Source organism: Metabacillus hrfriensis, assembly GCF_030127205.1.
GTDB lineage: Bacteria > Bacillota > Bacilli > Bacillales > Bacillaceae > Bacillus_P > Bacillus_P dongyingensis.
Window position 1 is genome coordinate 1882768 of sequence record NZ_CP126116.1, and the last position, 26186, is coordinate 1908953.

General features: G+C 39.7%; 29 protein-coding genes. 23 read left to right on the plus strand and 6 right to left on the minus strand.

Translation table 11 applies throughout. The features are described from left to right. Positions 1 to 3: 3 nt before the first annotated feature. On the minus strand, positions 4 to 207 hold the full coding sequence (locus tag QLQ22_RS09335; RefSeq protein ID WP_223441586.1) for a hypothetical protein: 204 nt from the start codon (positions 205 to 207) through the stop codon (positions 4 to 6). A 603-nt stretch (positions 208 to 810) separates the two neighbouring features. On the opposite strand from QLQ22_RS09335, the gene QLQ22_RS09340 reads away from it, so the two are divergent. Then, positions 811 to 2961: a GDYXXLXY domain-containing protein gene (locus QLQ22_RS09340; RefSeq protein WP_284016537.1), complete on the plus strand. Its 2151-nt coding sequence runs from the start codon at positions 811 to 813 to the stop codon at positions 2959 to 2961. A gap of 84 nt (positions 2962 to 3045) precedes the next feature. Here QLQ22_RS09340 and QLQ22_RS09345 read toward each other — a convergent pair whose 3' ends face one another. After that, positions 3046 to 3381 carry a DUF3243 domain-containing protein gene (locus tag QLQ22_RS09345; protein WP_284016538.1) on the minus strand — a complete coding sequence of 112 codons (336 nt, stop codon included), beginning with the start codon at positions 3379 to 3381 and terminating at the stop codon, positions 3046 to 3048. An 85-nt stretch (positions 3382 to 3466) separates the two neighbouring features. On the opposite strand from QLQ22_RS09345, the gene QLQ22_RS09350 reads away from it, so the two are divergent. The 4 genes from QLQ22_RS09350 (at position 3467) to QLQ22_RS09365 (ending at position 6997) form a co-directional block, all read left to right on the plus strand. Then, positions 3467 to 3625, plus strand: coding sequence for a hypothetical protein (locus tag QLQ22_RS09350; RefSeq protein ID WP_223441593.1), 159 nt, complete (start codon positions 3467 to 3469; stop codon positions 3623 to 3625). Positions 3626 to 3661: 36 nt separating this feature from the next. Next, on the plus strand, positions 3662 to 4765 hold the full coding sequence (locus QLQ22_RS09355) for a M24 family metallopeptidase (protein WP_223441595.1): 1104 nt from the start codon (positions 3662 to 3664) through the stop codon (positions 4763 to 4765). Between the two features lie 87 nt (positions 4766 to 4852). After that, positions 4853 to 5659: a thermonuclease family protein gene (locus QLQ22_RS09360; protein ID WP_223441597.1), complete on the plus strand. Its 807-nt coding sequence runs from the start codon at positions 4853 to 4855 to the stop codon at positions 5657 to 5659. Positions 5660 to 6115: 456 nt separating this feature from the next. After that, positions 6116 to 6997, plus strand: a complete 882-nt coding sequence (locus QLQ22_RS09365; protein WP_284016539.1) for a TVP38/TMEM64 family protein — start codon at positions 6116 to 6118, stop codon at positions 6995 to 6997. Between the two features lie 309 nt (positions 6998 to 7306). Here QLQ22_RS09365 and QLQ22_RS09370 read toward each other — a convergent pair whose 3' ends face one another. After that, complete coding sequence (locus QLQ22_RS09370; RefSeq protein WP_252208551.1) at positions 7307 to 7783, minus strand: hypothetical protein; 477 nt, start codon at positions 7781 to 7783, stop codon at positions 7307 to 7309. Positions 7784 to 7967: 184 nt separating this feature from the next. Here QLQ22_RS09370 and QLQ22_RS09375 point away from each other — a divergent pair, with 184 nt between their 5' ends. From QLQ22_RS09375 to QLQ22_RS25130, 6 genes are all read left to right on the plus strand, one after another. Next, the gene (locus tag QLQ22_RS09375; RefSeq protein ID WP_223441603.1) at positions 7968 to 8186 is read left to right on the plus strand and encodes a DUF1659 domain-containing protein; all 219 of its coding nucleotides are present in this window, start codon (positions 7968 to 7970) and stop codon (positions 8184 to 8186) included. Positions 8187 to 8218: 32 nt separating this feature from the next. Then, a complete protein-coding gene (locus tag QLQ22_RS09380; protein WP_223441605.1) occupies positions 8219 to 8437 on the plus strand; it encodes a DUF2922 domain-containing protein in 219 nt (72 codons plus the stop codon). Between the two features lie 99 nt (positions 8438 to 8536). Then, positions 8537 to 8674 carry a YvrJ family protein gene (locus QLQ22_RS09385; protein ID WP_284016540.1) on the plus strand — a complete coding sequence of 46 codons (138 nt, stop codon included), beginning with the start codon at positions 8537 to 8539 and terminating at the stop codon, positions 8672 to 8674. A 60-nt stretch (positions 8675 to 8734) separates the two neighbouring features. Continuing rightward, positions 8735 to 9598 carry a cation diffusion facilitator family transporter gene (locus tag QLQ22_RS09390; protein WP_223441611.1) on the plus strand — a complete coding sequence of 288 codons (864 nt, stop codon included), beginning with the start codon at positions 8735 to 8737 and terminating at the stop codon, positions 9596 to 9598. A 142-nt stretch (positions 9599 to 9740) separates the two neighbouring features. Beyond that, positions 9741 to 9995, plus strand: coding sequence for a hypothetical protein (locus tag QLQ22_RS09395; RefSeq protein WP_223441614.1), 255 nt, complete (start codon positions 9741 to 9743; stop codon positions 9993 to 9995). A 182-nt stretch (positions 9996 to 10177) separates the two neighbouring features. Then, positions 10178 to 10261 (plus strand): putative holin-like toxin, encoded by an 84-nt coding sequence (locus QLQ22_RS25130; RefSeq protein WP_223443286.1) that lies wholly within the window; start codon positions 10178 to 10180, stop codon positions 10259 to 10261. Between the two features lie 250 nt (positions 10262 to 10511). Here the strand turns inward: QLQ22_RS25130 and QLQ22_RS09400 are convergent, their stop codons facing one another. Further along, positions 10512 to 10637: a hypothetical protein gene (locus QLQ22_RS09400; protein ID WP_275976750.1), complete on the minus strand. Its 126-nt coding sequence runs from the start codon at positions 10635 to 10637 to the stop codon at positions 10512 to 10514. Positions 10638 to 10822: 185 nt separating this feature from the next. Between QLQ22_RS09400 and QLQ22_RS09405 the strand changes: the two genes are divergently transcribed. After that, complete coding sequence (locus tag QLQ22_RS09405; RefSeq protein ID WP_223441616.1) at positions 10823 to 13222, plus strand: putative bifunctional diguanylate cyclase/phosphodiesterase; 2400 nt, start codon at positions 10823 to 10825, stop codon at positions 13220 to 13222. Between the two features lie 53 nt (positions 13223 to 13275). Here QLQ22_RS09405 and QLQ22_RS09410 read toward each other — a convergent pair whose 3' ends face one another. Both QLQ22_RS09410 and QLQ22_RS09415 read right to left on the minus strand, forming a co-directional pair. Then, on the minus strand, positions 13276 to 14085 hold the full coding sequence (locus tag QLQ22_RS09410; RefSeq protein WP_223441618.1) for an HAD family hydrolase: 810 nt from the start codon (positions 14083 to 14085) through the stop codon (positions 13276 to 13278). Between the two features lie 168 nt (positions 14086 to 14253). Then, positions 14254 to 14673: a hypothetical protein gene (locus tag QLQ22_RS09415; RefSeq protein WP_223441620.1), complete on the minus strand. Its 420-nt coding sequence runs from the start codon at positions 14671 to 14673 to the stop codon at positions 14254 to 14256. Between the two features lie 137 nt (positions 14674 to 14810). Between QLQ22_RS09415 and QLQ22_RS09420 the strand changes: the two genes are divergently transcribed. The 11 genes from QLQ22_RS09420 (at position 14811) to QLQ22_RS09470 (ending at position 26051) form a co-directional block, all read left to right on the plus strand. Next, complete coding sequence (locus QLQ22_RS09420; RefSeq protein ID WP_223441622.1) at positions 14811 to 15200, plus strand: DUF6843 domain-containing protein; 390 nt, start codon at positions 14811 to 14813, stop codon at positions 15198 to 15200. A gap of 301 nt (positions 15201 to 15501) precedes the next feature. Next, positions 15502 to 16344 carry a glucose PTS transporter transcription antiterminator GlcT gene (gene glcT / locus QLQ22_RS09425; RefSeq protein ID WP_223441624.1) on the plus strand — a complete coding sequence of 281 codons (843 nt, stop codon included), beginning with the start codon at positions 15502 to 15504 and terminating at the stop codon, positions 16342 to 16344. Positions 16345 to 16569: 225 nt separating this feature from the next. After that, entirely contained in the window at positions 16570 to 18669 is a 2100-nt protein-coding gene (ptsG, locus tag QLQ22_RS09430; protein WP_223441626.1) for a glucose-specific PTS transporter subunit IIBC, read from the plus strand. Positions 18670 to 18768: 99 nt separating this feature from the next. Then, positions 18769 to 19035: a phosphocarrier protein HPr gene (locus tag QLQ22_RS09435; RefSeq protein ID WP_029281636.1), complete on the plus strand. Its 267-nt coding sequence runs from the start codon at positions 18769 to 18771 to the stop codon at positions 19033 to 19035. After that, a complete protein-coding gene (ptsP, locus tag QLQ22_RS09440) occupies positions 19035 to 20750 on the plus strand; it encodes a phosphoenolpyruvate--protein phosphotransferase (RefSeq protein ID WP_223441629.1) in 1716 nt (571 codons plus the stop codon). Before QLQ22_RS09435 ends, ptsP begins: the two co-directional genes overlap by 1 nt. Before the next feature lie 154 nt (positions 20751 to 20904). Further along, a complete protein-coding gene (locus QLQ22_RS09445; protein WP_223441632.1) occupies positions 20905 to 22443 on the plus strand; it encodes an ATP-binding protein in 1539 nt (512 codons plus the stop codon). A gap of 38 nt (positions 22444 to 22481) precedes the next feature. Continuing rightward, the gene (locus QLQ22_RS09450) at positions 22482 to 22724 is read left to right on the plus strand and encodes a transcriptional regulator SplA domain-containing protein (RefSeq protein WP_223441636.1); all 243 of its coding nucleotides are present in this window, start codon (positions 22482 to 22484) and stop codon (positions 22722 to 22724) included. Between the two features lie 355 nt (positions 22725 to 23079). Further along, on the plus strand, positions 23080 to 24108 hold the full coding sequence (gene splB / locus QLQ22_RS09455; RefSeq protein WP_252208555.1) for a spore photoproduct lyase: 1029 nt from the start codon (positions 23080 to 23082) through the stop codon (positions 24106 to 24108). A 109-nt stretch (positions 24109 to 24217) separates the two neighbouring features. After that, complete coding sequence (locus tag QLQ22_RS09460; RefSeq protein ID WP_223441642.1) at positions 24218 to 25003, plus strand: SDR family oxidoreductase; 786 nt, start codon at positions 24218 to 24220, stop codon at positions 25001 to 25003. Between the two features lie 77 nt (positions 25004 to 25080). Further along, positions 25081 to 25554 (plus strand): hypothetical protein, encoded by a 474-nt coding sequence (locus QLQ22_RS09465; RefSeq protein WP_223441644.1) that lies wholly within the window; start codon positions 25081 to 25083, stop codon positions 25552 to 25554. After that, positions 25551 to 26051 (plus strand): hypothetical protein, encoded by a 501-nt coding sequence (locus QLQ22_RS09470; protein ID WP_223441646.1) that lies wholly within the window; start codon positions 25551 to 25553, stop codon positions 26049 to 26051. The genes QLQ22_RS09465 and QLQ22_RS09470 overlap by 4 nt, the downstream gene beginning before the upstream one ends. Positions 26052 to 26186 lie beyond the last annotated feature (135 nt).

Here is a 26186-nt window from a genome sequence, read left to right on the forward strand (position 1 = left end):
TTTCTATGTCGTTCTTTCCCCTGTGGATTCTTCATCTGGTCTTTTACTCACAATCACATAAGCTGCAGTAATACAAATGAAGCCTATGATCCACCCGATCAGTGAGCTATAGTAAAACCAATCTGTTAATTGAATAAAAATAAAAGGTGATGCAAAACCAATTATACATAAGATGAGGACTATATTTCGTTTCATCAATTTCAGCAATGCCAACATCTCCTTAACTAGGTAAAGAACGAATTCCCATATTCATTATACCTAAAAAGAAAACACATGGAAAATCAAGTTTTCCTTTTTTGGAAAAAGGTGCAGCTGGAGCTTTCAAACCATGAATAGTGTCTGATAAATCTTAAAAATTTGAAATAGAGCCTGAAATAAAGGGAAAAGTGCCCGATAAACAAAGTTACGAAAGATAAACCGAACAGTACCTGATAAAAATCCTTCTAAATCTTCTTTCACAAGGCATTAAAAAATTCCTTAGGATTCCATGAACGGGAATTCCCAAAAAATAAAAATAAGAATTTCAATCCATCTAAGTTCAGCTTATATCCGCAGCTCATAAAATAGAATATAAACGTGTGAAGGAGATGAAAACAAGCCTAATTAAGAAAATGACAAAGGAAAAATGATCACAAATAAGAATGAATCAGGCAAATAACGCTGCATAAGCCTGTTCGAAAATGAATTCACTTCCTTCAAGGAAGAATCTCTTTTTTTATACCAGATAATAGGAATCGCCTATATGACTAAGTAAAAAAATGATAAGATGAAAACAGCAATCAGTTCTTAATGGAAAGTACGGTGATCATGTTGAGCAAACTCATTCCGCTGGGATATCTCAGTGCAATCATTTTTGTTATATCGGGCATTCTTTATTTTTTTGCTTCCAATTGGAGCGGTTTTGAACGATTGGAAAAGGTGGGTCTTGCAATTGGTATGATGATTTTATTTTATGGAGCAAGCTTTTTGAGCGGAAAGATTTTGTCCAACCGGGAGGCTCTCCCGAAGTGGCTGCTTGTCGGAGGAGCAATCTCGTTTGGTGCTGCAGCAGCTCTGATCGGGCAAATATATAATTCACATGCTGACAGTTATCTATTATATTTCATCTGGATGCTGCCTTCGATTGCGCTTGCTGTAATTACGCGATATCAGCCTTTTGCCATTCTTAGCTATGGGCTATTGCTGCTTTCATACTGGTTTTACATGTTTCCGGCAAGCGTATCCATCAATCGTTCGGATTTTGAAGAGTGGCTCATTTATTTTGGCATGGTCATTCTTAATGCCATTGTATTTGGCTTAGCTTATTTCTTAAAGCTAAAACCTCTGCAATACGCAGCTTTTACAGTCATTCATCTCTTTTTGATCATCATGTCGTTTTACGAGGTGTTTGAACCTTATAGTTCCTGGATGAACATCGTGTACTTGTTTGTCATTATTCTTAGCTACTTCCTTTTTATGAAAAAAGACAGCCATCATACGCTGACAATTATTGCGTTTGTGATGCTGGGCGTTTTTGCCCTTTCTAAATATGCAGAACTCAGTATAAGACTTGCCGATAAAATCGGGCCATACAGCTTTTATTTGTTTTCCATCCTTGGGACACTGCTCTTTTTGGGAGGCGGTATTTACTTTGCAGTCCGTGTAACGAGGAAAGCGCCGGATGATTCGCTGATGTATAAAGTGTTTAAAAATATTCTGATTGTGATTATAACCTTCACCTCGTCTCTCTTGCTATCATTCAGCCTTGGCGGATTATTGTTCCTTATCTTTCAGTCAGAATATAGCCTTGCTGTGTTCAGTCTTCTATTTATAGGCACAGCCGTTTTTTGGAAAAAGCTCTATACAGCTGCACGGTACACCTTATTTATTACAGGAATTTTAATAGCATTAGGAGTTCTTTTCATACTTAATGCCGGCACCGCCATTCTCTTTATTGCGGTAGGTTTTGTGATGATCCTGATCGAACGGGAAAAATTTCTTCAGTTTCTCGCCTATTCTTTTATGCTTGCGAGCTTCATCAGTCTATTTTCTGTGCACTTACAATGGATGGAGAATTTCCGCATTGTTTTAGCCCTTTTATCCATTGCTCAATTCTTGCTGATGATGGTGCCGATTGATAAAGTGAGACAGCTGAGCAGCTTCTGCCTCTTTTACGGCTTCCTGCTTCTTTATCCGGCCGCCTTCTGGGGAACAGATTGGCAAGAAACGCTTGTCTATCAGATTCTGTATTTTGGACTTAGTGCAGCCATGCTTGCCTTTTATCATAAAAGAGATGGCCTTGTGAAGAAAAATATAACCTGGGTATTTTTTATCCTCTTTTTCATCGGCCTGTATTACGATTTTGCCTGGAAGCTGCTTCACAAATCGCTGACCTTTCTGCTCCTTGGCCTGCTGATTTTTGCAGCTGTGAGATACTTTGATAAAGAAAAACCTGCAGGAGTAACCGTTTTTACAAACAGAACCTGGGCTTTGATTGCAGCAGTTTTTACCCTTCAGCTTGCTTTTACAGGATCCCAGAGCTTTTTAAATGAAAAAGCTCTGGATGAAGGGAAAGTGGTTGTGCTTGAACTTGAACCGCTTGATCCAAGGTCAATGCTTCAGGGAGATTATGTACAGCTGAGATATGAAGCCGGAAGATATGAACCGGAAGATGGCGTTAAAACCGGATCTGTCATCACCGTTAAGGTGAAAAAAGACAGCAAGGGCGTTTACAGGCCGACTGGAGAAACGGCAAAAGGAAGAGCAGCGGAAGCTTTCAAAGAGCCTGATGCGGACGAAGCCTATCTGACTGGAAAATATAATGGCTATGACGGCCTCATTCTAGGAATCGAATCCTTTTTTGTAGAAGAGGGAACAGGGATGGAACTGGAACGGCATGCAAAATATGCAAAAGTGATAGTCTCTGATGAAGGCAATGCCCTGCTTGTAGATGTGAAAAGCGATTTATCTTCTCTGAAATAAAAAAATCCATCCTCTGCTGGATGGATTTTTTCTATAAAATTAGAATTTTCATATCTGTCTGCTCTAATCAGGCGACTCTGCTTTTTAATTTGACCCGTTCGACAGTTTAACGAGCATATGTGCAAGGAAATGTCTTTCTTCATCATTGCCGACTTTCCAGAGTTCATTTAATAGATTCTCTTCGCTGTTGCGCGGTTCAACGTTATTAGCCAGATAGTTTGCGACTTTCTCAGCGCCTTTAGCAAGCATTTCATCGCTTAAACCTAAACGCTTGCCTGCTTCAACTTTTTCGCCTAAGTACGATTTGAATTCTTCGAAATCCCGAAGGATCGCTTCCATTTTCTCATTGTTCATTGAATCTAGCTTCTTCTCAATCTTTTCTGTCTGAATGGATTCGTCTTTTACTTGATGGTTTGACATTTTTTCTTGCACCTCCTGTTAAAGTTATTTATTACATTCCCGTTCTGAAAGGAGGTAAACCCTTCCAGAGAGTTGAATGTGCTCTATGAGTTCATTTGAGAGCAGTCTGGCACCTTCTATGAAAACAATCAGATCAGAAAATCGAAAGACCGTTTTTCTGAAACGGGTTCTGCATAAAAAAGACGGATGTATTTCCGAAGAAGTCCATCAGCATTCTTTAAGTTCTGATGAATTTGGCGTATGATAGAGAGGACTTATGCAGATGAAGGAGAGAGAGTGTATGCAAAAAGAAAGATTAATGAAGCTTACTGACTGGCTGAAGCAGCAGGATACAGATGCTGCCTTTATTTCATCAACTGAAAACATTTTCTACTTAACAAACTTTCACACAAATCCCCATGAGAGATTAATGGGTTTATTTATTTTTAAAGAAGAAGAGCCATTTTTTATTTGCCCTGGAATGGAAGTTTCACAGGCAAAAGCAGCAGGTTTTGACGGGGAAATTATCGGATATGCCGATCATGAAAATCCATGGGACAAAGTAAATGCAGCCATCGTAAAAAGAGGGCAGCAGAACGTTAAAAAGGCAGCAGTTGAAAAAGAACTTCTTTCTTTTGCCCGCGCTGAGCAGCTTCTTAACATTCTGACAGGAGCAGAACTTGTTTCAGCGGAGGAAATCATGAATCAATTGCGTCTGATCAAAGACGACAAAGAGCTTGAGATTTTAAGAGAGGCATCAGCGCTTGCAGATTTCGGCGTTGAGGTAGGTGTTCAGGCTCTTCAATCAGGCATCAGCGAAATGGACGTTCTTGCAAAAATCGAATATGAACTAAAACGAAAAGGGATTCGTGAAATGTCCTTTTCTACAATGGTCCTGTTCGGTGAAAAATCAGGACAGCCCCATGGCAATCCTGGCTTAACTTCGTTAAAATCTGGAGACTTCGTTTTATTTGATCTTGGTGTCGTACTTGATGGCTACTGCTCAGATATTACGCGTACATTTGCCTATCAATCGATCAGTGAAAAGCAAAAAGAAATCTATGATACAGTGCTAAAAGCTCAATTAAAAGCGCTGGATGCAAGCAAACCAGGCACCAGAATCGGTGAATTGGATCAAATCGCACGGGATGTCATCACAAATGCAGGCTATGGCGATTTCTTCCCGCATCGATTGGGACATGGCCTTGGCATTAGCGTGCACGAATTCCCGTCGATGAGCCATACGAATAATGACCTGCTTCAGGAAGGCATGGTTTATACAATTGAACCAGGCATTTACGTTCCTGATATCGGCGGCGTCCGCATTGAAGATGACGTGTATATTACGAATACAGGTCATGAAACGCTGACAAAGTTTCCAAAAGAGCTTCAAATCATCAAATAGAGAGAAAATAAATAAAGCATCGAATCAAACCGCACATGCAAGCTTATCGTGCGGTTTGATTTTTAAGAAATAAAAGGGGAAAAGAAAATGAAAAAATGGTTCCTGCTGATTTTTGCAGCCTTTATGATATCGGGATGTTCTGAAACAGCGAATAATGAGACACCTGCTGCTGAAACTGAAAAGAAAAATATATCCTCTAAAGAAGAGAGTCCTCCTGAGGAAGCAGCTCCGGCTGAATCCGAAATAGAAGCAGATTCTGAGAATGAAAATTTCATTCCAGCCAAGGTAGTCAGGGTCATCGACGGTGACACAGTCAAGGTTCTTGTGAATGGGAAAGAAGAGACGCTGCGCCTGCTGCTTGTCGACACACCGGAAACCGTTCATCCAAACAAACCTGTACAGCCGTTTGGACCTGAAGCAAGCAGCTTTGCAAAAGAAACACTTTCAGGTAAAGAGGTGGAGCTTGAACTGGATGTTGGAGAACGTGATAAATATGGAAGGCTCCTGGTCTATCTTCACGCTGACGGCAAGATGTTCAATAAACTTCTTATCGAAAAAGGACTTGCACGTGTGGGTTATGTTTATGCCCCGAATACGAAGCATGTAGATGAGTTTATTAAGCTTCAAAAAACTGCTCAGAAAAAGGAGATTGGCATCTGGAGCATAGAAAATTATGCCGCTGAGGACGAAGGATTTAATGTTGCTGAAAAAAAATCAGAAGATCCGAAAGAAACACAAACAGAGGCCTGCACAATCAAAGGGAATATTTCTTCATCAGGAGACAAGATTTATCATCTGCCTGAAGGACAATATTATGATGCAACAAAAGAAGAAGAAATGTTCTGTTCTGAGGATGAAGCGGTCAATGCCGGATACCGGGCATCTAAAAGATAAAGCGGGATATGACCCGCATTTTTTATACTGTGCTGATTGGTGATTAAAAGGATTTGGTTCAGGTTTGCCGAATAAGCAGCCCTGAACAAATTCAATGCCGAGATCCTTCAATTTCCGCTAAAAGGAAGTCCTCTTCTTTTTCATGGGAATCCGAAATGTCATTCCGTTCGATTTTTACATAATCAGGATGAAGTTCACATAGGATTTCAAGTGCTGCAAGCCTGAGGGATTCATTTTTCTTCCTCAATAAAGGTAAATGATTTATCAATGATCTTGCGAAGCAAGAAGACTAAAAACCAAATCACAAGCTGATTTGGTTTTTTTTTGTGCTGTTTCATGAGAAATCTAAGCCTGAGGTCTTACTTTCAGTTAAACCTCAGGTGTGTTTTCTAATGAATCCATTGCCATTAAACTTAATCATACAAATGAAAATTTCTTAAAGGGAGAAAGATTGCTGTGATTCTTGGAAAGAAACTGTCTGAATTGTGGACGCATTTATTGATGAGCGCGATTGCAGCTGTGTGCGTGTTTGTGTTTTTGCCGTCGGTGCTGACAATTTATAAAGGTATATTTACAGTCATTTTACTAGTCATTCTGTCTATTAATCTTGTCTTGATTATCATGAAAAAAGCGAACTATTTAAAAATTACGAGGCTCGCCTTAGTGTACTTGAGCATTTTTCTTATTATTGTCTGTCTGATTTTTTATACAACAGAGTTTTTGGTTCTGACGGATGCAAAAGGTTTGGAGAGCGTTGTAGGCGGAAACACCCTATTAGGCAAACTCCTTTTTCTCCTTATTTGCTTCCTCCAGCCAATCGTCCTGCCCTTGCCTGAAGCTGTTACGATTCCGGCAGGCAGTGCAGTTTTTGGCTCATTTACCGCAGCTTATCTGAGTTTTTTCGGAACGATTTCCGGAATAGCTGTCATGTTCCTCATAGCTAGGCACGGCGGACAAAAACTTGTTGTAAAAATAGTGAAAGAAAAGCACTTGCACAGCTACCAGCAGTATGTCGAAAAAAATGAAACGGCGATTCTTTTCCTCTTGTTTATTATCCCGGTTCTTCCAGATGAAATCATTTGCCTTGGAGCGGGGATAGGCGGAGTTTCTTTCAGCAGATTTCTCCTGATTGCTTCTCTGTCAAAACTAATGACTGCCTCATCTCTTTCCTATTCAGTCCAATTGGCAAAAAGCCTCTCACTGACCGGACAGGAATTAATCATGACTGTGTCACTTGCTGCTTTTGGATTCATGATTTTATCGATAGGAGTAAAATGGCTTTTAAATAAAAGAAAAAAGAACAGCAGCATTCATTATGAGAAAAACGCTGAAAAATAGAGCGTTTTTTTGTGATGGACCAGTAATCAAAAAGAGAAAAGCACATGATTGTTCTGTTAATGAAGCCTGAACAGAACACATGTGCACGGTTAATTCTATATTTTTAGTCGTTGTATGAAATTAGGAAATTTAATTTTAATTCAGAGCCCGACTTGGGACACTTAAACAACGTAAGCCCTGCCTCTCATACGTCCTTGCGGTTCCAAGCCCGCGCCAGCTAGAGTAAGTGTAAATCTCAGATTTGCCCGAATCATTGCCTCTAAGCTTTAATTACCCGATTTTCAGGTGTTAAAACATATGGAAAAGAGTTTATCCTTTTTGAATGGTGCGAACTCTCAAAATAATAAATCGGATGAGAAATCCGGTCAGCAATCCTGGAATAAGTGAAAGCATCGGCAGCCAGATCGGTCCGAAGAGTACACCGAACAGCTTAAGTTTTGGAGAGTACATTAATCCGACCGTGACAAAATAAGCCCCAAATGCAAAAGGCAAAAAGGACAGGGGAGGCGCGGGACCATCTGCATTTTTGTAAGCATCATACATCGCAAACATATAAACGCAAGGATAAAACATAAGCCATCCGAATTCGACCGTTTGAATGGCCGCATCAATTTCACCTAAAAAACTAAGCATGATGACCTGATTGAAATGACTATTCGTATTAATCAGCAGTTCCAGTAAAATAAACAGGATTCCTTTAATCACCTGGCGGTTCAGAAGCTGTCCAAACCCAGGGAATGCTATGCTCCACAATAGGACTTCTAGTTTACTTGTTTTCACATTCATACCTACCTATCAGGATTCGTGTGATTTCTATATGAACGAATCAATCTAATGTTATTTTCTGTAAAAACTCCGAAGAACATACAATGAATTTAAGGCAGGTCAAACTTTCAGAAAAAAGTTCCTGAATTTCTGCTACTCTGATGATCGTTTCCTTGTATAACGTATACGAAAGGAGGTGATCAATATGGCAGAAACAATCATTCTTGATTCACAGCTTCGCCTTGTATTCGATATGGGCATGGATGAAAAAGGAGAGCAGGTATTTAAATACAAGAATTACAACAACGTAAAAACAACAGCAACCGCTGAACAGCTGCTGCAGGCAGCATCTGCAATTACAGGTCTGCAAACACAAATTTTATCTCATGTAGAACGAAACGATTCTCATCAGGTAACAGCTTAACCACTAAAACATCAGGAAAGGAAGGAATTTAAATGGCGAAAACGCTGGAACTTCAATTTTTAAATGAAGAGGGCAAGCAGGTGAAAATCAACATCGATTCTCCAAAAGAACCGGTAATTGAGAGTGATGTGTCAAAAGCAATGGACCTTATCTTAGCTTCAAGTGCTTTTACATCTCCGGGCGGAGACGTTATCAGCAAAAAAGGGGCACGTATCGTTGAAAGAAATTTAACAGATCTTACAATCGGATAATGCAAATGAAGGTCAGATCTCTAATTAGGGGATCTGGCCTTTCATCTCTGTGAGAAGAAGGAAATTGAACATAAAAACTGGAAAAGGAGGAAACCTATTATGGAACAGTGGATTCAATTAGTAAGCGAAGTCGGATTTCCGATTATGATTACTCTCTACCTGCTGCACAGGATTGAAAGCAAACTGGACACTCTGAATGCGTCCATTCAAATGCTCCCGAAGCAGTGGAATAAGTAATCTGTCAAACTAAACTTCTCTGCTTATGAAAGGGATCCTTAAAATGGGGAAGTGAAATTATTGGACGTTTATCAAGATTTAAAAAAAGGAGAACGAGGTGCCTGGCTGAGCATCGGAGCTTACATTCTTCTTGCAGCAGCCAAGCTTGGCATTGGCTATGTGTATTCTTCACAGGCCCTCCTTGCAGATGGTCTGAATAACGGAACAGATGTCATTGCATCAGCAGCTGTTTTAATTGGCCTGAAAATTTCCCAAAAGCCGCCTGACCTTGATCATCCCTACGGGCATTTTAAAGCAGAGGCCATTGCTGCATTGGTTGCTTCATTTATAATCATGTCTGTCGGTATTCAGGTTTTGTTCGAAGGGTTTCAATCCATCATAGAGCCAAAGACAGAATCACCCAAGTTAATCACTGCATGGGCAGCCATCATCAGTGCGATTATTATGTATGGGGTTTACCGATACAACAAATCATTGGCAAAAAAAATCAATTCAAAAGCTCTGATCGCAGCAGCCCATGATAACCGCTCCGATGCTCTAGTAAGCGTAGGAGCTTTTGCAGGAATAGTCGCGTCACAATTCGGCATAGCCTGGTTTGACACCGTTACGGCGATCACAATCGGATTCATTATTTGCAAAACGGCATGGGATATTTTTAAAGAAACAGCTCATTCGTTAACAGACGGTTTTGATGATCAGAAGCTGCTGAACTTTAAAGAAACTGTTGAGAAAACGCCAGGAGTCGACAGGATCAAGGATATAAAAGCGCGATACCTTGGAAGCAGTGTCCTTGTAGACGTGGTTATCGAGGTGCATGCAGGACTGAATGTAACCGAGAGCCACAAAATTACAGATGAAGTAGAAAAAAGAATGGAAGTTGAACATCGTATCTCGCATGTACATGTCCATATCGAACCATCCTGATGAAACAGATCAAGCTAAATGGCTTCCTGCACCGGAAGCCATTTTTTTTTGAAAAAGTTCCAATATCTCGACAGAATTAAACAAAGGGAATCTGATTCAATTAGAGAAGTATTATATATGAGAAAAAAAGGAGGATACGAAAATGCCTGAGAAGGAGAAGGTCATGAAAATCAAAAAGTACAGTGATGATATCGTCCGGAAGGTGCTGCATGATGAATACGCCCCAGATGGTGATTCGTTAAAAAATGTGGTCGAACTGCTTTCGCGATCTGTCTATGATTTATCTGAAATGTATCTAAATGATCAATGCAATCATGAAGAAACCCTCAAAGGCACATTGGCAAAAATGAAAATTGCCTGTAATACTGTCGAACAAAACCGAGTTAAAATGCCTTAACAAAGGACACCTTGAGTGTTCTTTTTTATTTTTAGAGCTTTGGCCGTCAAAGGCATTAATAGTAGGAGAATTGAATCAAAATACAAACATATGTTCCTGTTTTGCCTATCTAATGATATAATGGACGTGCAGGTCAATCTTTAATGGATCAGTGTGAACCCCTAGGAAAGGGGGGATGACATGTGACAATCTTTGAAAGTTTAGTTGTAATGGTATCTTTTGCTACGTTAATTGTGGCAGTGCTCGGCTTTGGGCAAAAAAAATAGACCTCGGCAAAAAAGAGAGGTCAAAAGTAAATTGTTTGTGTATTAAGCTGATCCGTTCAAGTGTTGCTTGCTATGGCTGTAGATGTGGCATCATCTGCAGCTTTACGGAATTAGTATATCATAAAAAGGCAGGGAAATACTTGTCATAAAATCGATTTTATAAAAAAACGCCTTGAAATGAAGTTCATTAGCTAAAAGAAAAAAGACGGTCAAAAGAACCGTCTTTCACTAGCTTACAAGTATGTAAACCTTATTTTTGTTTTTTGTTCGCTTTTTGCTGATTCATTTCTTGAGAAAACTCAGTATCAGCTTGCTGGTTTTGCTGATTTTGCTGTTGTTGATTTTGCTGCTTGTTGTTTTGGTTGTTTTTGTTCATCGCCCATTCCTCCTTTCATGTAAATTTCCTATCGTTCGATAGTCTGCATCAAACAGAGAATTTTTAAACATATATTTTGCTATTTTTTATGATTGCACACAGAAGAAAGTTTTTTTAGAAAAAAATTGAAATCCCCTTGAATATCTAAAGATTTGTTCGATATAAGAGATAAGGGGGAATTTTGATTGTTTAACTTGAATGAAGATTTATTTTTGATGCTCCTTGTACTTGTTCAATCGGTTATCAGCTATCATCTGACGCCGGTGTTCACAAATATATACAGTCGTAAAACTCAAGATAAACAGCCCAAAATTATAATAATACTTAGTTTAACCCTTGGATTCTTGTTCTGGCTGACTCACCTGCTTGCCATTTTGTCTGTGCATTTAAAGTATACAGCTGAGCAGCCGTACCTTTACTTTCTGATTAGCTATGCAGTTTGCAGCCTTGTAGCTTTTTTCTCTATTAGAACTTGCGGCATCCCGCATTTGAGCTCAAAAAGTTATTTTGTTACAGGATGCGGCATGTCACTTGGTATAGTTTTCGTTAATTTCATTGGGTATGCAATTTTATTTCAGGATAAGATTGAAGTGAAGCCGCTATTGATCCTGTTTGCATTGCTGCTTTCTGCGGCGTTCAGCTTTTCCGCGCTAAGACTTTTATTGATCGCTTTAGAGGACGGCTTATTAAACCAGCGCCGCGCGAAATACTACCGTACAGCGGGAAGTATAATTGGCGGAATATCGCTTGCCGGAATTCCGTATGTTACTATGACCTCCGTTCTTGACTATCAATTTGCAGACGGCGGACACGATTACTATTTAATTCCGTTTCTATTTGTCTTTTTATTAAATCTCATTCTCACATTTATACCCGATCTTTACAGTCATACGATGATGAATGAACAGTCGGAGCGGATTAATGAAAAAGAAGAGCGTTTCCGCTCTTTATTTCATCATAGCCCGGATGGAGTGATATCAACTGATATGAAGGGAGTCATCACTTCCGTTAACAAGGTAGCAGCAGCGATGACTCAGCTGACGGAAAAGGATTTGATCGGGCTAAGTTTTTTAACCCTAATTAAAGAAGAGGACCATCAAAAAGCTTTATTTTATTTTTCCGAAATTGTAAAAGGGTCCTTCAGCGAAAATGAGCTCTCCGTATCGCTGCGGGGGAAAAATGGAGATTCACTTGATGTTTTAATTACTGCGGTGAGACAAGTAGTCAATCATAAGGTTGTTGGTGTATATGGAGTTGTGAAGGACATCACCGAAAGTAAAAAGGCTCAAAACCGCATCAATTATTTAGCTTTTCATGATGAACTGACAGGACTTCCAAATCGCAGATACTTCATTCAGAAGCTTTCAGAATTAAAAAGGGGAAACCAGCCATTTGCGATATTAAATCTTGATTTTGACCGCTTCAAACGTTTGAATGATTTATTCGGACATGCTTTTGGGGACTTGGTGCTGGTGAAGATATCAGAAAGACTTACATCCGTTCTCCCAGAAAGGTCCATTCTGTCCAGGCTTGGCGGAGATGAGTTCAGCATCATTTTGCTGGAGGATGAGATGGAGAAAGCAAATGAAACAGCAAATGATATTGTGCACCATTTCCGTTTTCCAATGAAAATTAGGGAAAATGACTGCCTTGTTACAACAAGCATTGGAATTGCCCATTTTCCTGCACACAGCCGGGACTCTGAAATGCTGATGAAATATGCAGATATTGCAATGTATGATGTGAAAATGAATGGCTCTAACAGTTACGGAATCTACAAACCTGAAATGAATGATAAACTGATTGAAAAAATCAGGATTGAAAATGAATTGCGCAAAGCTCTTCAATATAAGGAACTCAGCGTTTATTTCCAGCCTAAGTTCAAGGAAAATCTGGCTACTGTCATAGGTGCTGAAGCTTTGGTCAGATGGAAGCATGCTGAACTTGGCTTTATTTCACCGGCAACTTTTATTCCGATTGCAGAAGAGACCGGTTTAATATTCGAGCTTGAACGTTTTGTCCTTGGAGAAGTTGCAAGCCATGTACAGGCATGGGAACGGCAGAACTTAAATTTTGGCAGAATTTCAATTAATATCTCACATCTGCATTTATATCAGGATGATTTGATTAAAACGATTGATGAAATCCTGTCTTCTTATCAAATTCATGCATCGAGTCTTGAGCTTGAAATAACAGAAACCGCTATGATGGATAATGAGCTGGAGGCGAATATGAAATTATCTATTCTCAGGAGCAGGGGAATTGAGATCAGCATGGATGACTTTGGAACAGGCTACAGCTCTTTAAGTTATTTGCAGAAACTCAGCATAGACCGCCTGAAAATTGATCAATCCTTTATAAGAGAAATGGAACAGCATAATGGAAACGAGGCGATTGTCTCAATGATTATCTCAATGGCCAATCATCTTGAGCTGAAAGTGATTGCTGAAGGGGTCGAAACGAAAACCCAAAAGGATCTTCTTGCTAAATTAGGATGCCTTGAATTTCAAGGATACCTGGGCGGAAAGCCGATCCCCGCAGAAGAATTTTCTGATATGTATTTATCAGGCAGTAAAGCCGTATAGGCATAAAGCAGAAAAAGGGCGAATCGATCGCCCTTTTTTGTCATGCTAAATAATTATACCTTTGAATGCAGCTGCATTTTATTTATTTCTGCTACTTTATTAATGGCTTCACGAACAGTTGCTGCTGTGTAGGCAGCTTGCGCTTTCACTTCAGGAAGGGAATCTTCCATTGCAAAGCTGTGCGGGGTCATCTTAAACATGGGAATATCATTGAATGAATCACCGATGCAGGCAACCTCTTCAGGCTTAATTCCAAGGTGCTCAATAAGCATCTTCAGTGCGTTGCCCTTGCTTATGTTTTTAGGCATGACATCAAGACACTGTTTGTCAGATATGTAAGTCTCGATTGTATCAGGATGTCTTTCCTGCAGTTTTTTCTGCAGATCGGAAATTGCTTTATATTCGCCCAAAATAGAGATTTTAGAAGCTTTGACATCTTCTCCCAAGGCATGAAAGAGATTGACGTTCTCTTCTATTGGTGAGAACATTCTCGATTCAATGCTAATTATGACTTCATCTCGCCGTTCTGTATAATTTTTGCTGTAGTCTGCAATGATTATGATAAAGTCTGTAGAACGAACTTGTTCAAAAACTTCTTTAGCAATCACATTGTCAAAGGTCAGTGCATGCAGAGATTCATCATTATCTGTATTGATAAAAGCTCCATTTTGACTGATGCGGTGGTACTTTTCACCAATCATCGTCAATATTTCGCCAATCTCCACATCCATTCTGCCTGATGCTAAACATACATCCACGCCATTTTCCTTTAATCCTTTAAGAGCCGCAATATCCTGCTGCGTCACCTTTTTTTCAAAACTTAATAATGTTCCATCAAGATCACTTACAAATAGTTTTATCATTTCTGATCTCCTCCTTGATGAATCTCTCTGCGGGGCTTTCCCTAACCTGTCTCATTATAGGGTTAGATACCCGGCGGTGCAATTGTTTCGTCCGGGCAAGTTTGGGAAAAGAGAAACCTAATCAGACTTCGCCTGTGAGAAGCGAAGCCTGATGAACGGCTACATCAGCTACTGAATACCAAGAGTCTGAATCAGATTCTTAGGATCGTATGACATTTCAAAAAATAATGGTTTGTTTTCGTCTGTAAACAAAATGAGTCTCGGAGAATCCTCTTTGCTGTAGACAATCATTCCTTCTGAAACGATGCCGTCATACCATTTGTTTTTCACTTTAAGAGACGCTGTAGGCTGTATTAAAATCAAATACCCCTTCTTGGGCAGAGGATTCACCTTAACTGTGATTCCCTTCATTGACTCAATCGCCGTTTTAAGTTCATTTGTAAAATAGGCTGAAGAGGGAACATCTTTAACGACGTCGCCAGTTTCAACATCAATCACTTTGACGGACTTTGTTTGGGCACTTCCTTCATTAATGGGCAAATTGAGAAAAAGGAACAGGAGACAGATACTTACTTTTATTATTCTCATATAAACACCTCATGTTTACTTTCCCCAATTATATGAAGTCCTCATCTGGTATAAATTACAAGGCTGAATGTGGAAAGGATAGATTCAGAACAATGGTTGATGCTAACGAATAATGATTTTGTATAGGAGGCATTTTTATGAAGACATTCCTAATATTTCTAACAGCTGTTTTGTTCCTTGCAGGGTGCAAGCAGCAGGATCAGTCTCAGCGTACATTTTTAATTCCAGAAGGCTATACCGGCTGGGTAACGGTACATAACGATCCTTCTGCAGAAGAAAATGTCAAAGAGTATAAAGTGAATAAAGAAGGTCATGCATCCGTGAATGAAAAAAATATCCACGATGGCTGGGCGGCCACAAACTATTTCTACTTGGATAAAGATGGGGACCGAAAAGAACTTTCTCCTGGAAAAATGATTCACGGGGCATCAAGCGGGGATGAAACAGGCAAAAAAGGAGAAACATACTTTTTTGTAGGAGATAAAAAGAAGTTCGAGACGACCGAATATAAGCCTGAAGATCGATAGTATTCAAGAAATCTTTAATTAGTGATAGGCAGGTATTATTTTCATTGTTCACAATATGGGGAAATTATTAAAAAAATGCTTCACTTAAGCTGGATAGTACCCAAAATTATTTGAAAAGCCCGCGAACCAATGTTGAAACTTCCATAATTAAGAAAATTCTATGAAAAATACCTAAATTAAGTAAGAATGTTTGTGCCGAAACTGCATGTCTTTCAGTCCGTTCAGCATTTCGCAGTTGACGTAATCACATGCTTTTATGTACGATATGAAGCATTGAGAGATAAAAGGAGCTGAGGATTTCGTGAAGGAGTCCTTTACAATAAAAAAGGTTTTAAATAATAATGTGCTTATTGCCGAGCATGATTCATATGAAGAGGTTGTTTTGATTGGAAAGGGCATCGGTTTTGGCAAGAAACGCGGAGACATGATGCAGGAGGATTCGTATGAGAAGATGTTTGTCCTTACGAATCAAAAAGAGCAGGAACAATTTAAGATGCTCCTTCCTTTTGTCGATGAAGACATGATTGAGGTTGTCAGTGATGTGATTCACTTTATAGCAGAGCGGGTGAAGCTGCCTTTAAATGAACATATTCATATTGCGCTGATTGATCATATTACATTTGCGATTAAACGTCTTCAAAAAGGGATGGACATTAAAAATCCATTTCTGATTGAAACAAAAACGCTTTATCCAAATGAATTCTTAGTCGCTGAAGAAGTTATTCATATGATCAATGACAGACTTAAAGTAAACTTACCAGAAGGGGAAATTGGTTTTATTGCCCTTCATATCCATAGTGCCATCACAAATAAGCCGATTGCAGATGTGAACCAGTTTTCTCAGCTGATAAATCAATTGGTAGGAGTGATTGAAGACTCTATGAAAATAAAAGTGAATCATGACAGCGTCAATTATCTGCGGCTTGTCCGCCACTTAAGATACACGATTGAAAGGGTTCTCTCAGGTGAAACGGTTGAAGAACCAGAAAAGTTTACTTTATTGTTGAAAAAAGAATATCCGCTATGCTACAATACATCTTGGAAAATGATAAAAGTGATGCAGCAATTTCTAAAAAAACCAGTCTATGAAGCTGAGGCTGTTTATCTAACATTGCATTTATACCGTTTAACAAACAAAACTTAATGAGAAAAGTACCTTACGTGTTACTGATACGATCAGGCATGAGTGAACAAGTACGTGTTAAAACCGGCTAATAGGGGGAATATACCCTTTGTGCACGGTCGTCCTTGTTGCACCATGCTTTTTTTGTTGTTCTTTTTAGGTCTGAAATGTAAACGCTTGTAATTTGCTTTCATGTTTTTTTTGCTTGCTGCTTACACAAACTATTTTTACAAGGAGGTCAAACACATGTTTAAAAATTTATTTGGAGTACTCCAAAAAATTGGTAAAGCTCTTATGCTTCCAGTAGCGATTTTGCCTGCTGCAGGTATCCTGCTCGCATTCGGTAATGCGATGCAAAATCCGGAGCTCACATCAAAAGTTCCATTCTTAACAAATGAAATTGTACAGCTTGTTGCAAAAGTAATGGAATCTTCAGGTGATATTGTCTTTGCAAATCTTCCGCTTCTATTTGCGGTGGGTGTAGCGATTGGCCTTGCCAATGGTGATGGGGTTGCAGGTCTTGCAGCAATCATAGGATACTTAATTATGAATGCAACCATGAGTGCTGTGCTGCTTCAAACAGGGAAAATTCCAAGCGATGCTGTAGAGCTTGCGCAATTCTTCCAGCAGCTTCATCCTGAATATGCGAGAGTCCTCGGAATGCCAACCTTGCAGACCGGTGTCTTTGGCGGTATTATCGTCGGGGTTCTCGGTGCATACATGTACAACAAATTCTTTAAAATTGAATTGCCTCAATACTTAGGTTTCTTCGCAGGAAAGCGTTTCGTTCCAATTATGACGGCTGTTTCTGCAGTAGTATTAGGTTTGATTATGCTATTTATCTGGCCGCCGATTCAAGGTGGGTTAAACGCCTTCTCAACAGGGCTGCTTGAATCCAATAAAACATTGGCAGCGTTCGTATTCGGTTTAATCGAACGTTCATTAATTCCTTTTGGTCTTCATCATATTTTCTATTCTCCTTTCTGGTACGAGTTTGGAAACTACACTACTCAGGCAGGGGAAATTGTCCGCGGAGATCAGCGTATCTTCATGGCACAAATCAAAGATGGCGCAGAACTGACTGCCGGTACATATATGACGGGTAAATTCCCATTCATGATGTTCGGTCTTCCTGCTGCTGCACTTGCTATCTATCATGAATCAAGACCTGAAAACAAAAAGTTTGTAGCAGGTATCATGGGTTCAGCTGCTTTAACATCTTTCTTAACAGGGATCACAGAGCCGCTTGAATTCTCATTCTTATTCGTAGCACCAATTCTATTTGCCATTCATGCTGTCTTTGCAGGTTTGTCTTTCATGACGATGCAATTGCTTGATGTGAAAATCGGGATGACATTCTCAGGAGGAGTCATTGACTACTTCCTGTTCGGCATCCTTCCAAACAGAACAGACTGGTGGCTTGTTATTCCAGTAGGTTTAGTATTCTCAGTGATTTACTACTTCGGATTCCGTTTTGCGATCCGCAAGTTCAACCTTAAAACACCTGGACGCGAGGATGCTGAAGCAGAAACAGAAGATGATAAAGCAGGCGAAAATGCTGGGGATCTTCCATATAACATTCTTGAGTCTTTAGGCGGAAGCTCAAATATCAAGCACCTTGACGCTTGTATCACCCGCCTTCGTGTAACGGTTAATGATGTAAAAGCAGTCGATAAAAACCGCTTAAAACGTTTAGGAGCAGCAGGAGTCCTTGAAGTTGGAAACAACATTCAGGCAATATACGGTCCTAAATCGGATAACCTGAAAACACAAATTCAAGATGTGATGTCAGGCAAAACGCCTCGCCCGACTAAACCTGTTTCAGCTGAAAAAGAAGTTCAGGAGCAAGTTGAGGACGTTGTTGCAGGACCTCTTAAAAACGAAGTAAGCGAATTTTCATTTGTTTCTCCTTTAACAGGTGACATTCATCCAATCACAGAAGTGCCTGATCAAGTATTCTCAGGAAAAATGATGGGTGATGGTTTTGCGATTACGCCTGCTGACGGCACGATCGTTTCACCGGTTGACGGCAAAATATTAAATGTATTCCCTACTAAGCACGCAATTGGCCTTGAATCAGAAAGCGGCAACGAGATCTTAATTCATGTCGGAATTGATACTGTGAACCTTAAAGGGGAAGGCTTCGAAGCATTTGTTAAAGAAGGTGACATTGTCACTAAAGGACAAAAACTGCTCCAAGTAGACTTGGAATTCGTTAAGCAAAATGCTCCTTCTATTATGACGCCGATTGTTTTCACGAATTTAAATGAAGGCGAATCTGTCGTAATAAAATCATCCGGCAGTGTGAAAGCAGGAGAAGAAAACATCATTTCTATAGAAAAATAAAATGAATGAGGTCGCATCACTTGTCAATCATGTGATGCGGCTGTTATGATAATATATTGTGTACTAGCTTTATTTAAATATGAAGGAGATTGATTAATTATGGCAGAGAAAACGTTTAAAGTAACAGCAGAATCAGGAATCCACGCACGTCCGGCTACAGTGCTTGTTCAAACAGCAAGCAAATTTGATGCAGATGTGAACTTAGCATATAATGGCAAAACAGTTAACTTAAAATCAATCATGGGTGTTATGTCTTTAGGAATCGCTAAAGATTCAGAAATCACAATTTCTGCAGCAGGTTCAGACGAAAACGATGCAATCGCAGCTCTTGAAGAAACAATGAAAAAAGAAGGCTTAGGCGAATAATGCTCGAATTAAAAGGGATCGGAGCTTCAGCTGGGATCGCGATTGCAAAAGCTTACCGCTTAGAAGAACCAGATCTGACAGTATCAAAAAAAGAAGTAGCAGATAAAACTGCTGAAGTTCTTCGTTTTGATGAAGCCATCCAAAAATCAAAATCAGAGCTTTTAAAAATTAAAGAGCATGCATTCAGAGAATTAGGTGCAGATAAAGCTGAAATTTTTGAAGCTCATATCTTAGTTTTAAGCGACCCAGAATTGCTTAATCCGGTTAAAGATAAAATCAGCAGTGAAGCAGTTAATGCTGAATTTGCAATGAAAGAAACGGCTGATATGTTTGTAAGTATGTTCGAGTCTATGGATAACGAATATATGAAAGAGCGTGCAGCTGATATCCGCGATGTTACGAAACGTGTGATCGGACACTTGCTTGGCGTTGAGATACCAAACCCGAGCATGATTTCTGAAGAAGTAATCATCATTGCAGAAGATTTAACACCTTCTGACACTGCGCAGCTGAATCGTCAGTATGTATTAGGTTTTACAACTGATATCGGCGGCAGAACATCACATTCAGCCATCATGGCTCGTTCAATGGAGATCCCTGCAGTAGTAGGAACAAAAACAGCTACAGCTGACATTAAAAATGGCGACATCGTCATTGTTGATGGAATTGATGGAGATGTTATTGTAAATCCTTCTGAGGATGTAGTTGCAGGCTTTGAAAAGAAAAAAGCTCAATACGAAGTGCAAAAAGCGGAGTGGGCGAAACTTGTAAATGAAGAAACGGTAACAAAAGACGGACAGCACGTTGAGCTTGCAGCCAATATTGGCACGCCTGACGATGTTCGCGGCGTTCTTGAGAACGGCGGAGAAGCAGTTGGTCTATACCGTACAGAATTCCTTTACATGGGACGCGATCAGCTTCCGACTGAAGATGAACAGTTCGAAGCATATAAAGCTGTGCTTGAGCGCATGGAAGGCAAGCCGGTTGTTGTTCGCACCCTTGACATTGGCGGAGACAAAGAGCTTCCATACTTGAATCTGCCTAAAGAAATGAATCCATTCCTTGGTTTCCGTGCGATTCGCCTTTGCTTAGAAGAGCAGGAAATTTTCCGCACTCAATTGCGTGCATTGCTTCGTGCAAGCACGTTCGGCAACTTGAAAATCATGTTCCCGATGATTGCAGTTGTAGACGAGTTCAGACAGGCTAAAGCCATTCTTTTAGAAGAAAAGCAAAAGCTTGTCAATGAAGGTGTGCAAGTTTCAGATAACATTGAAATTGGAATGATGGTTGAAATTCCTTCAACTGCTGTTCTTGCAGATCAATTTGCTAAAGATGTTGACTTCTTCAGCATCGGAACAAATGACCTGATTCAATACACAATGGCTGCTGACCGTATGAACGAGCGTGTTTCATATTTGTATCAGCCTTATAATCCTGCCATTCTTCGTCTTGTGACGCTTGTCATTGAAGCAGCTCACAAAGAAGGCAAATGGGTAGGAATGTGCGGAGAAATGGCTGGCGATCCGCTTGCGATTCCAGTGCTTCTTGGTCTGGGACTTGATGAGTTCTCTATGAGTGCAACATCTATCCTTCCAGCACGTTCTCTTATTAAAAATCTTTCAAAAGAAGAGGCAGCAAGCTTCAAAGAAGAAATTCTTTCTATGAGCACAACAGAAGAAGTTGTTGCATTTGTGAAAACGAAATTTAATCTTTAATTTGAAATGAAAAAGACCTGCTTAAGCAGGTCTTTTTTTGTAGCAATAAGGCCTATTTCTTTTTATTCACTAAGGGTAATAAACGTAATTTTCCCACGCTTAAATCCTTCTGTGTTAAAATAGTCTCGAATGCAGATAGAATGGGGAAGATTTTTTGGAACGGATAGAAGATCAAGTTCTTCGGAAAAAGCTTTTTTTGCAGTCCATGTGGATTATCTTTATCCTGGACGCACTATTTATTTTATTCATAGAGAGAAGTCTTAAGTATTATCCTATTGTGATGGTTTTCGCAGGGATTTTTCTTGGCTATACACTAATCCTCAGGTTCATAAAAAAGGATTCTTTTTTTGTTTGGAGCTCACTCGCTCTTATATACAGCTATTTATTTGCCTTGAATTATACAGATCCCTATATTGTAAATTTTATTTTCCTGCTGTTTCCGGTTATTTTCAGCGCTGTTTTTCAGAAAATGACCTATTTATTTATAACAGGTGCGATAACCATATGCAGCCAGTTTTATTTTTTTCTGAGCAACTATGAGATTATCTCAACTTCTTTTGAAAGAATAGACGTAATGTATTACGTATTTTTCGCGGTCATTATTGTAGTAATTCTTAGCTATTATATTCGTTTTATTAATTTTCTGTGGACCAAAGTTCAGCTCCAAAATGACTTGATTTCAAGCAATTTGAGAACAACTGAGGCAAAGTTTGACCTGATATTTTCACAGAGCCATGATGCTATTGCCATTATTGGACCGGATCAAACAGTCAGGGCTGTTAATCCCGCGTTTTTAAATCTGTACGGATGGAGTGAAGGTGAAGTTGTCGGAAGCATTTATCCTTATCAGACCGGGAGCGAATCAGGAGTCACTTCCCGTAGAGACAGGACAAAATCAGGTTCTGCAGTAGAAGTGGAGGTAACAACAACTCCGCTGTTCAGCCATGCAAACGAACTGATTGCCTTTTGTGAAATGATTCGGGATGTGACTGACAAAAAAGCTGATGAGCTCGCACTTTTTCAGCAGGAAAAGCTAAACGTAGCGGGTCAAATGGCTGCTGGAGTGGCACACGAAATCAGAAATCCGCTCACGGTGATTCAAGGTTTTCTTCAAATGATGGATGAAAAAAAGGAAATCATTGACCCTCATTACACTAAAATCATGCTTGAAGAGCTGAAGCGCATGAACAGTATAGTCAGCGAGTTTCTAATCCTTTCAAAGCCGCAGGCAGTTCATGAAAAAGAAATAAATATGAGAGTACTGATCGATTCAATGATCCGTTTTTTCTCAACAGAAAGCGCGCTTAGAAACATTGGCATTGAGTTTAAGTGCAAAGGTGAACTCCCCGCTGTTCAAGGAGATGAAAATCAGCTTAAGCAGGTGCTGATCAATCTTCTGAAAAATGCGTTTGATGCTATGTCTAAAGGCGGAAAAATAATTGTGGACGCTCAAGCTGAAAATGACATCGTTAAAATCACGATCACAGATCAAGGGCCTGGCATTCCGGCTGATCTAATAAGCCAGGTGACAAAACCTTTCTTTACCACAAAAGAAAAAGGAACTGGTTTAGGCTTAGTCATTACGGAAAAAATTATCCGGCAGCATAATGGAAACATAACAATCACAAGCCAAATAGGCGAAGGAACAACGGTCATCGTTACTTTTCCTGTATCACATTCCTTAATAAGGTGAAACTAACATCATCAAGCGCAAAAGAAAGGTGATGAAAAGTGGAAAAGAAAGACGTAAATGCAGGAGACAAGGTATACGTCATCTACCGCAATCCGCATGCAGCAAATGTAGCCAATATCCAGCAGGCTGAAATCGTGGAACATCCGAATCACCCTGGTGAAAAAGCCTTATTTATTCATGATTCCTATCATTTATTAGATGAAGAGGACGCAATCTTCCCTTCATATTCAGATGCGGAAGTGATGTACAATAAGCTGTTTGATTATGAACAATATGAGTAGAAAACACTGCAGCTGGCTGGCTGCGGTTTTTTTGGATGTGTGTGTGTTGGGACAGATTTGGAAAAACGGATTCGCCCAAAAACAAACCCGGACTTTTCTGTCGGATCCTTATCTGTCTGTCGGAGCTGAACAGTCGGTTCCGCATTTCATGGTGTCCAGCTCCACCTCCTAACTCCTCGGCCAGAACGGATCCGCCAGTAAAGGCAAAAAGCGCCTTTTCTGTCGGATCCTTATCTGTCTGTCGGAGCTGAACAGTCGGTTCCGCATTTCTGTATAGGAAAATTTTAAAAAGGATATGAACCATGCTGATAACAAAGGTTAATGGTATACCGCTTTAGTTAAAGGAAGTGTATTCATGGTTAAACCATTTGTGCCGCAGCTTGTCTATATTGAGCCTAGAGCGCTTGAATATCCGCTTGGGATTGAGCTAAAAGAGAAATTTGAAAAAATGGGACTTGAAATCAGAGAAACGACTTCACATAATCAAGTGAGAAATATACCGGGCAATAACCATCTGCAGCAGTACAGAAATGCAAAATCCACTCTTGTGGTAGGAGTTCGAAAAACACTGGACTTTGATTCTTCAAAACCATCTGCTGAATATGCGATACCGCTTGCAACAGGGTGTATGGGGCATTGTCATTACTGTTATCTGCAGACAACTATGGGCTCCAAACCTTATATCCGCACATATGTGAATACAGAAGAAATCTTTCAGCGGGCACAGGAATATATGGTTGAACGCACACCGCAGATTACCCGGTTTGAAGCATCCTGTACGTCTGATATCGTCGGGATTGATCATTTAACCCATTCGCTAAAAAGAGCGATTGAATTCTTCGGGAACACGGATATGGGCCGATTGCGCTTTGTCACAAAGTTTCATCATGTGGATCATTTGCTTGATGCAGATCATAAAGGAAAAACACGTTTTCGCTTCAGTATCAATGCCGATTTTGTGATTAAAAATTTTGAACCAGGCACATCGCCGCTGAATAAACGTCTAGAAGCAGCCGTCAAGGTAGCGGGGGCAGGATACCCGCTCGGATTTATTGTGGCGCCTATTTATATTCATGAAGGATGGCGGGAAGGGTATTACGAATTGTTTTCGAAACTTGATCAGCTTTTGCCTGAAGAAACACGGGATGATATCACATTTGAAATGATCCAGCACCGGTTTACAAAGCCTGCCAAGCGCGTCATTGAAAAAAATTATCCAAAATCAAAGCTCGAGATGAATGAAGATGACCGCCGCTACAAATGGGGAAGATACGGAATCGGCAAATATATTTATCAAAAAGATGAGGAAGCTGATTTAAGAGAAACACTTGAAAAGTATATTGATGACTTCTTTCCAAATGCAAAGATTGAATACTTCACTTAGAAAACAAGGTGTGCAGCCCTTGTTTTTTCTATTTTCTGAATCCTTATTTAAGCAAAATACAAGTAAGACTGTTACTATAATAATGAGAAAAATAATGGGAGTGTTAGCTATGGAACTCGGATTAAAAGGAAAAGTGGCTCTAGTTGCAGCATCAAGTCAAGGATTAGGAAGAGCTATTGCTGAAGAGCTTGTAAAAGAAGGCGCGAGCGTCATGATAACAAGCAGAAACCCTGATAAGCTACATAAAGTGAAAAATGAGCTTTCTGAAAAAGGTACTGGCCTCGTAGAATATAAAGCATGCGATTTATCAAATGCAGATGAGATCAGCCAGCTGGTGGAAGAAACGGTGAAACGTTTTGGAACGATTGATTTTCTTGTGAATAATGCAGGCGGTCCCCCTTCAGGACTATTTGAGCAAATGAGTGATGAGGACTGGCAAAAATCGTTCGAGTTAAATCTATTAAGTCATGTGCGTTTAATTCGTTCTGTTTTACCCTATATGAGAGGCAAGGGCGGGAAAATTGTAAACATCGCCTCCTCCTCAGTAAAAGAACCAATACCAGGTTTGATTTTATCAAATACGTTCCGTCTTGGAATTGTCGGATTAACTAAAACACTGGCATCAGAACTTGCCCCTTATCAAATCTTGATCAACACAGTAGCACCGGGCAGAATTTCAACGGACAGAGTCGCTTCTCTAGATCAGGCTGCAGCAGATAAGAATGGCATCAGCGTCAGTGAAGTGGAAGAAGAAGTAAAGCGGAAAATTCCTGCAGGACGCTACGGGAAACCGTCCGAGTTTGCAGCCTATGTTCTTTTCTTGCTCTCAGATGCCAACAGTTATGTAACTGGGCAGACACACCTGGTTGACGGCGGAATGGTGAAATCTGTTTAATAAGTGTTAATTTGTATAGGATTTGCTGCCCTGAAGAAAACTAAATCAGATAATCCAATACTGAGGGTGGCATATATATGGCGATCGTACTCGCTGTGATCTTATTATGGTTTGCAATACACTTGTACGTTTTCTTTCCAAAAAAAATGAATGGTCTTGAATCCATTTTTGTTTTTATGATTCTTTCTATTGTAAATAACAGCTTTTGTTCCGTCATTATGGAAAATCTGGAGTGGGCAAAAGCATATGAGACTCCTACTGCATTGACAGTTATTATTTTGCAGAGAATTCTTATCATCCCCACTCTTTTCCTTATGATTGTCCATGTTTATTTCAGGCTGAAGAAATCGATCGCAAAACTAATTCTGCTGTTCTTTTCTATTTCATTAATTTTCGCAATGGAAGAACTTTGCTCCTATTTTCAAATTATGAATTATCTTGAGAATAGATGGCTGATACCTGTTCTGCATTCGTCCTTGTTATACTTTTTCGGAGTCGCTGCACTCATTGTGTTTCGCCCAATCTTAAAAAAGGGGGTCACAATGCGATGATGGGCATGATGAACGAATTATATATTGTGATCACTCTTTTGACGGCACTCTGGATATCAGTGAAGCTTCCAAAAATATTTCCGCCTGCAATAACGATGCTGATCTTTACTTTCAGCGCTTTTATAGGACTTACTGCAGATCATATTTTAGACCTTCCTCCTTATGATATTTATGATGTGAATGATTCTCCGAAATTTGAGGTTTGGGATTTTATTTATTACAGCATGTATGGTTTTTTTGGCTGCTTTTTTCTCTATCTTTACCAGCAATGGAGAATCAGGGGCATGATTACAATTGTTTATATTATCCTCTGGTCCATGTTTTCTGTTTTTTATGAATGGATTGCTGTTTTAGCCGGCATTTTTGATTTCAGCAAAGGGTATAAAATGCAATATTCCTTTCCGGTTTATCTGTTTATTCAAACTTTCCTTCTCATTTTTTTTCATTTTGTATTGAAAGAATATGTTAAGCTTAAAGAAAAGTCTTCCATCGTTTAGATGGTCTTTTGAGAGATGAATTAGTATAAGTTTTGCGCATTTATGGCAAGCGTAATCGCCCAGCTTTTCGGCCAGAATAAATCCGCAGGAAAGGTCAAACCCGGACTTTTCCGCCGGATTCTTATCTGTCATGCC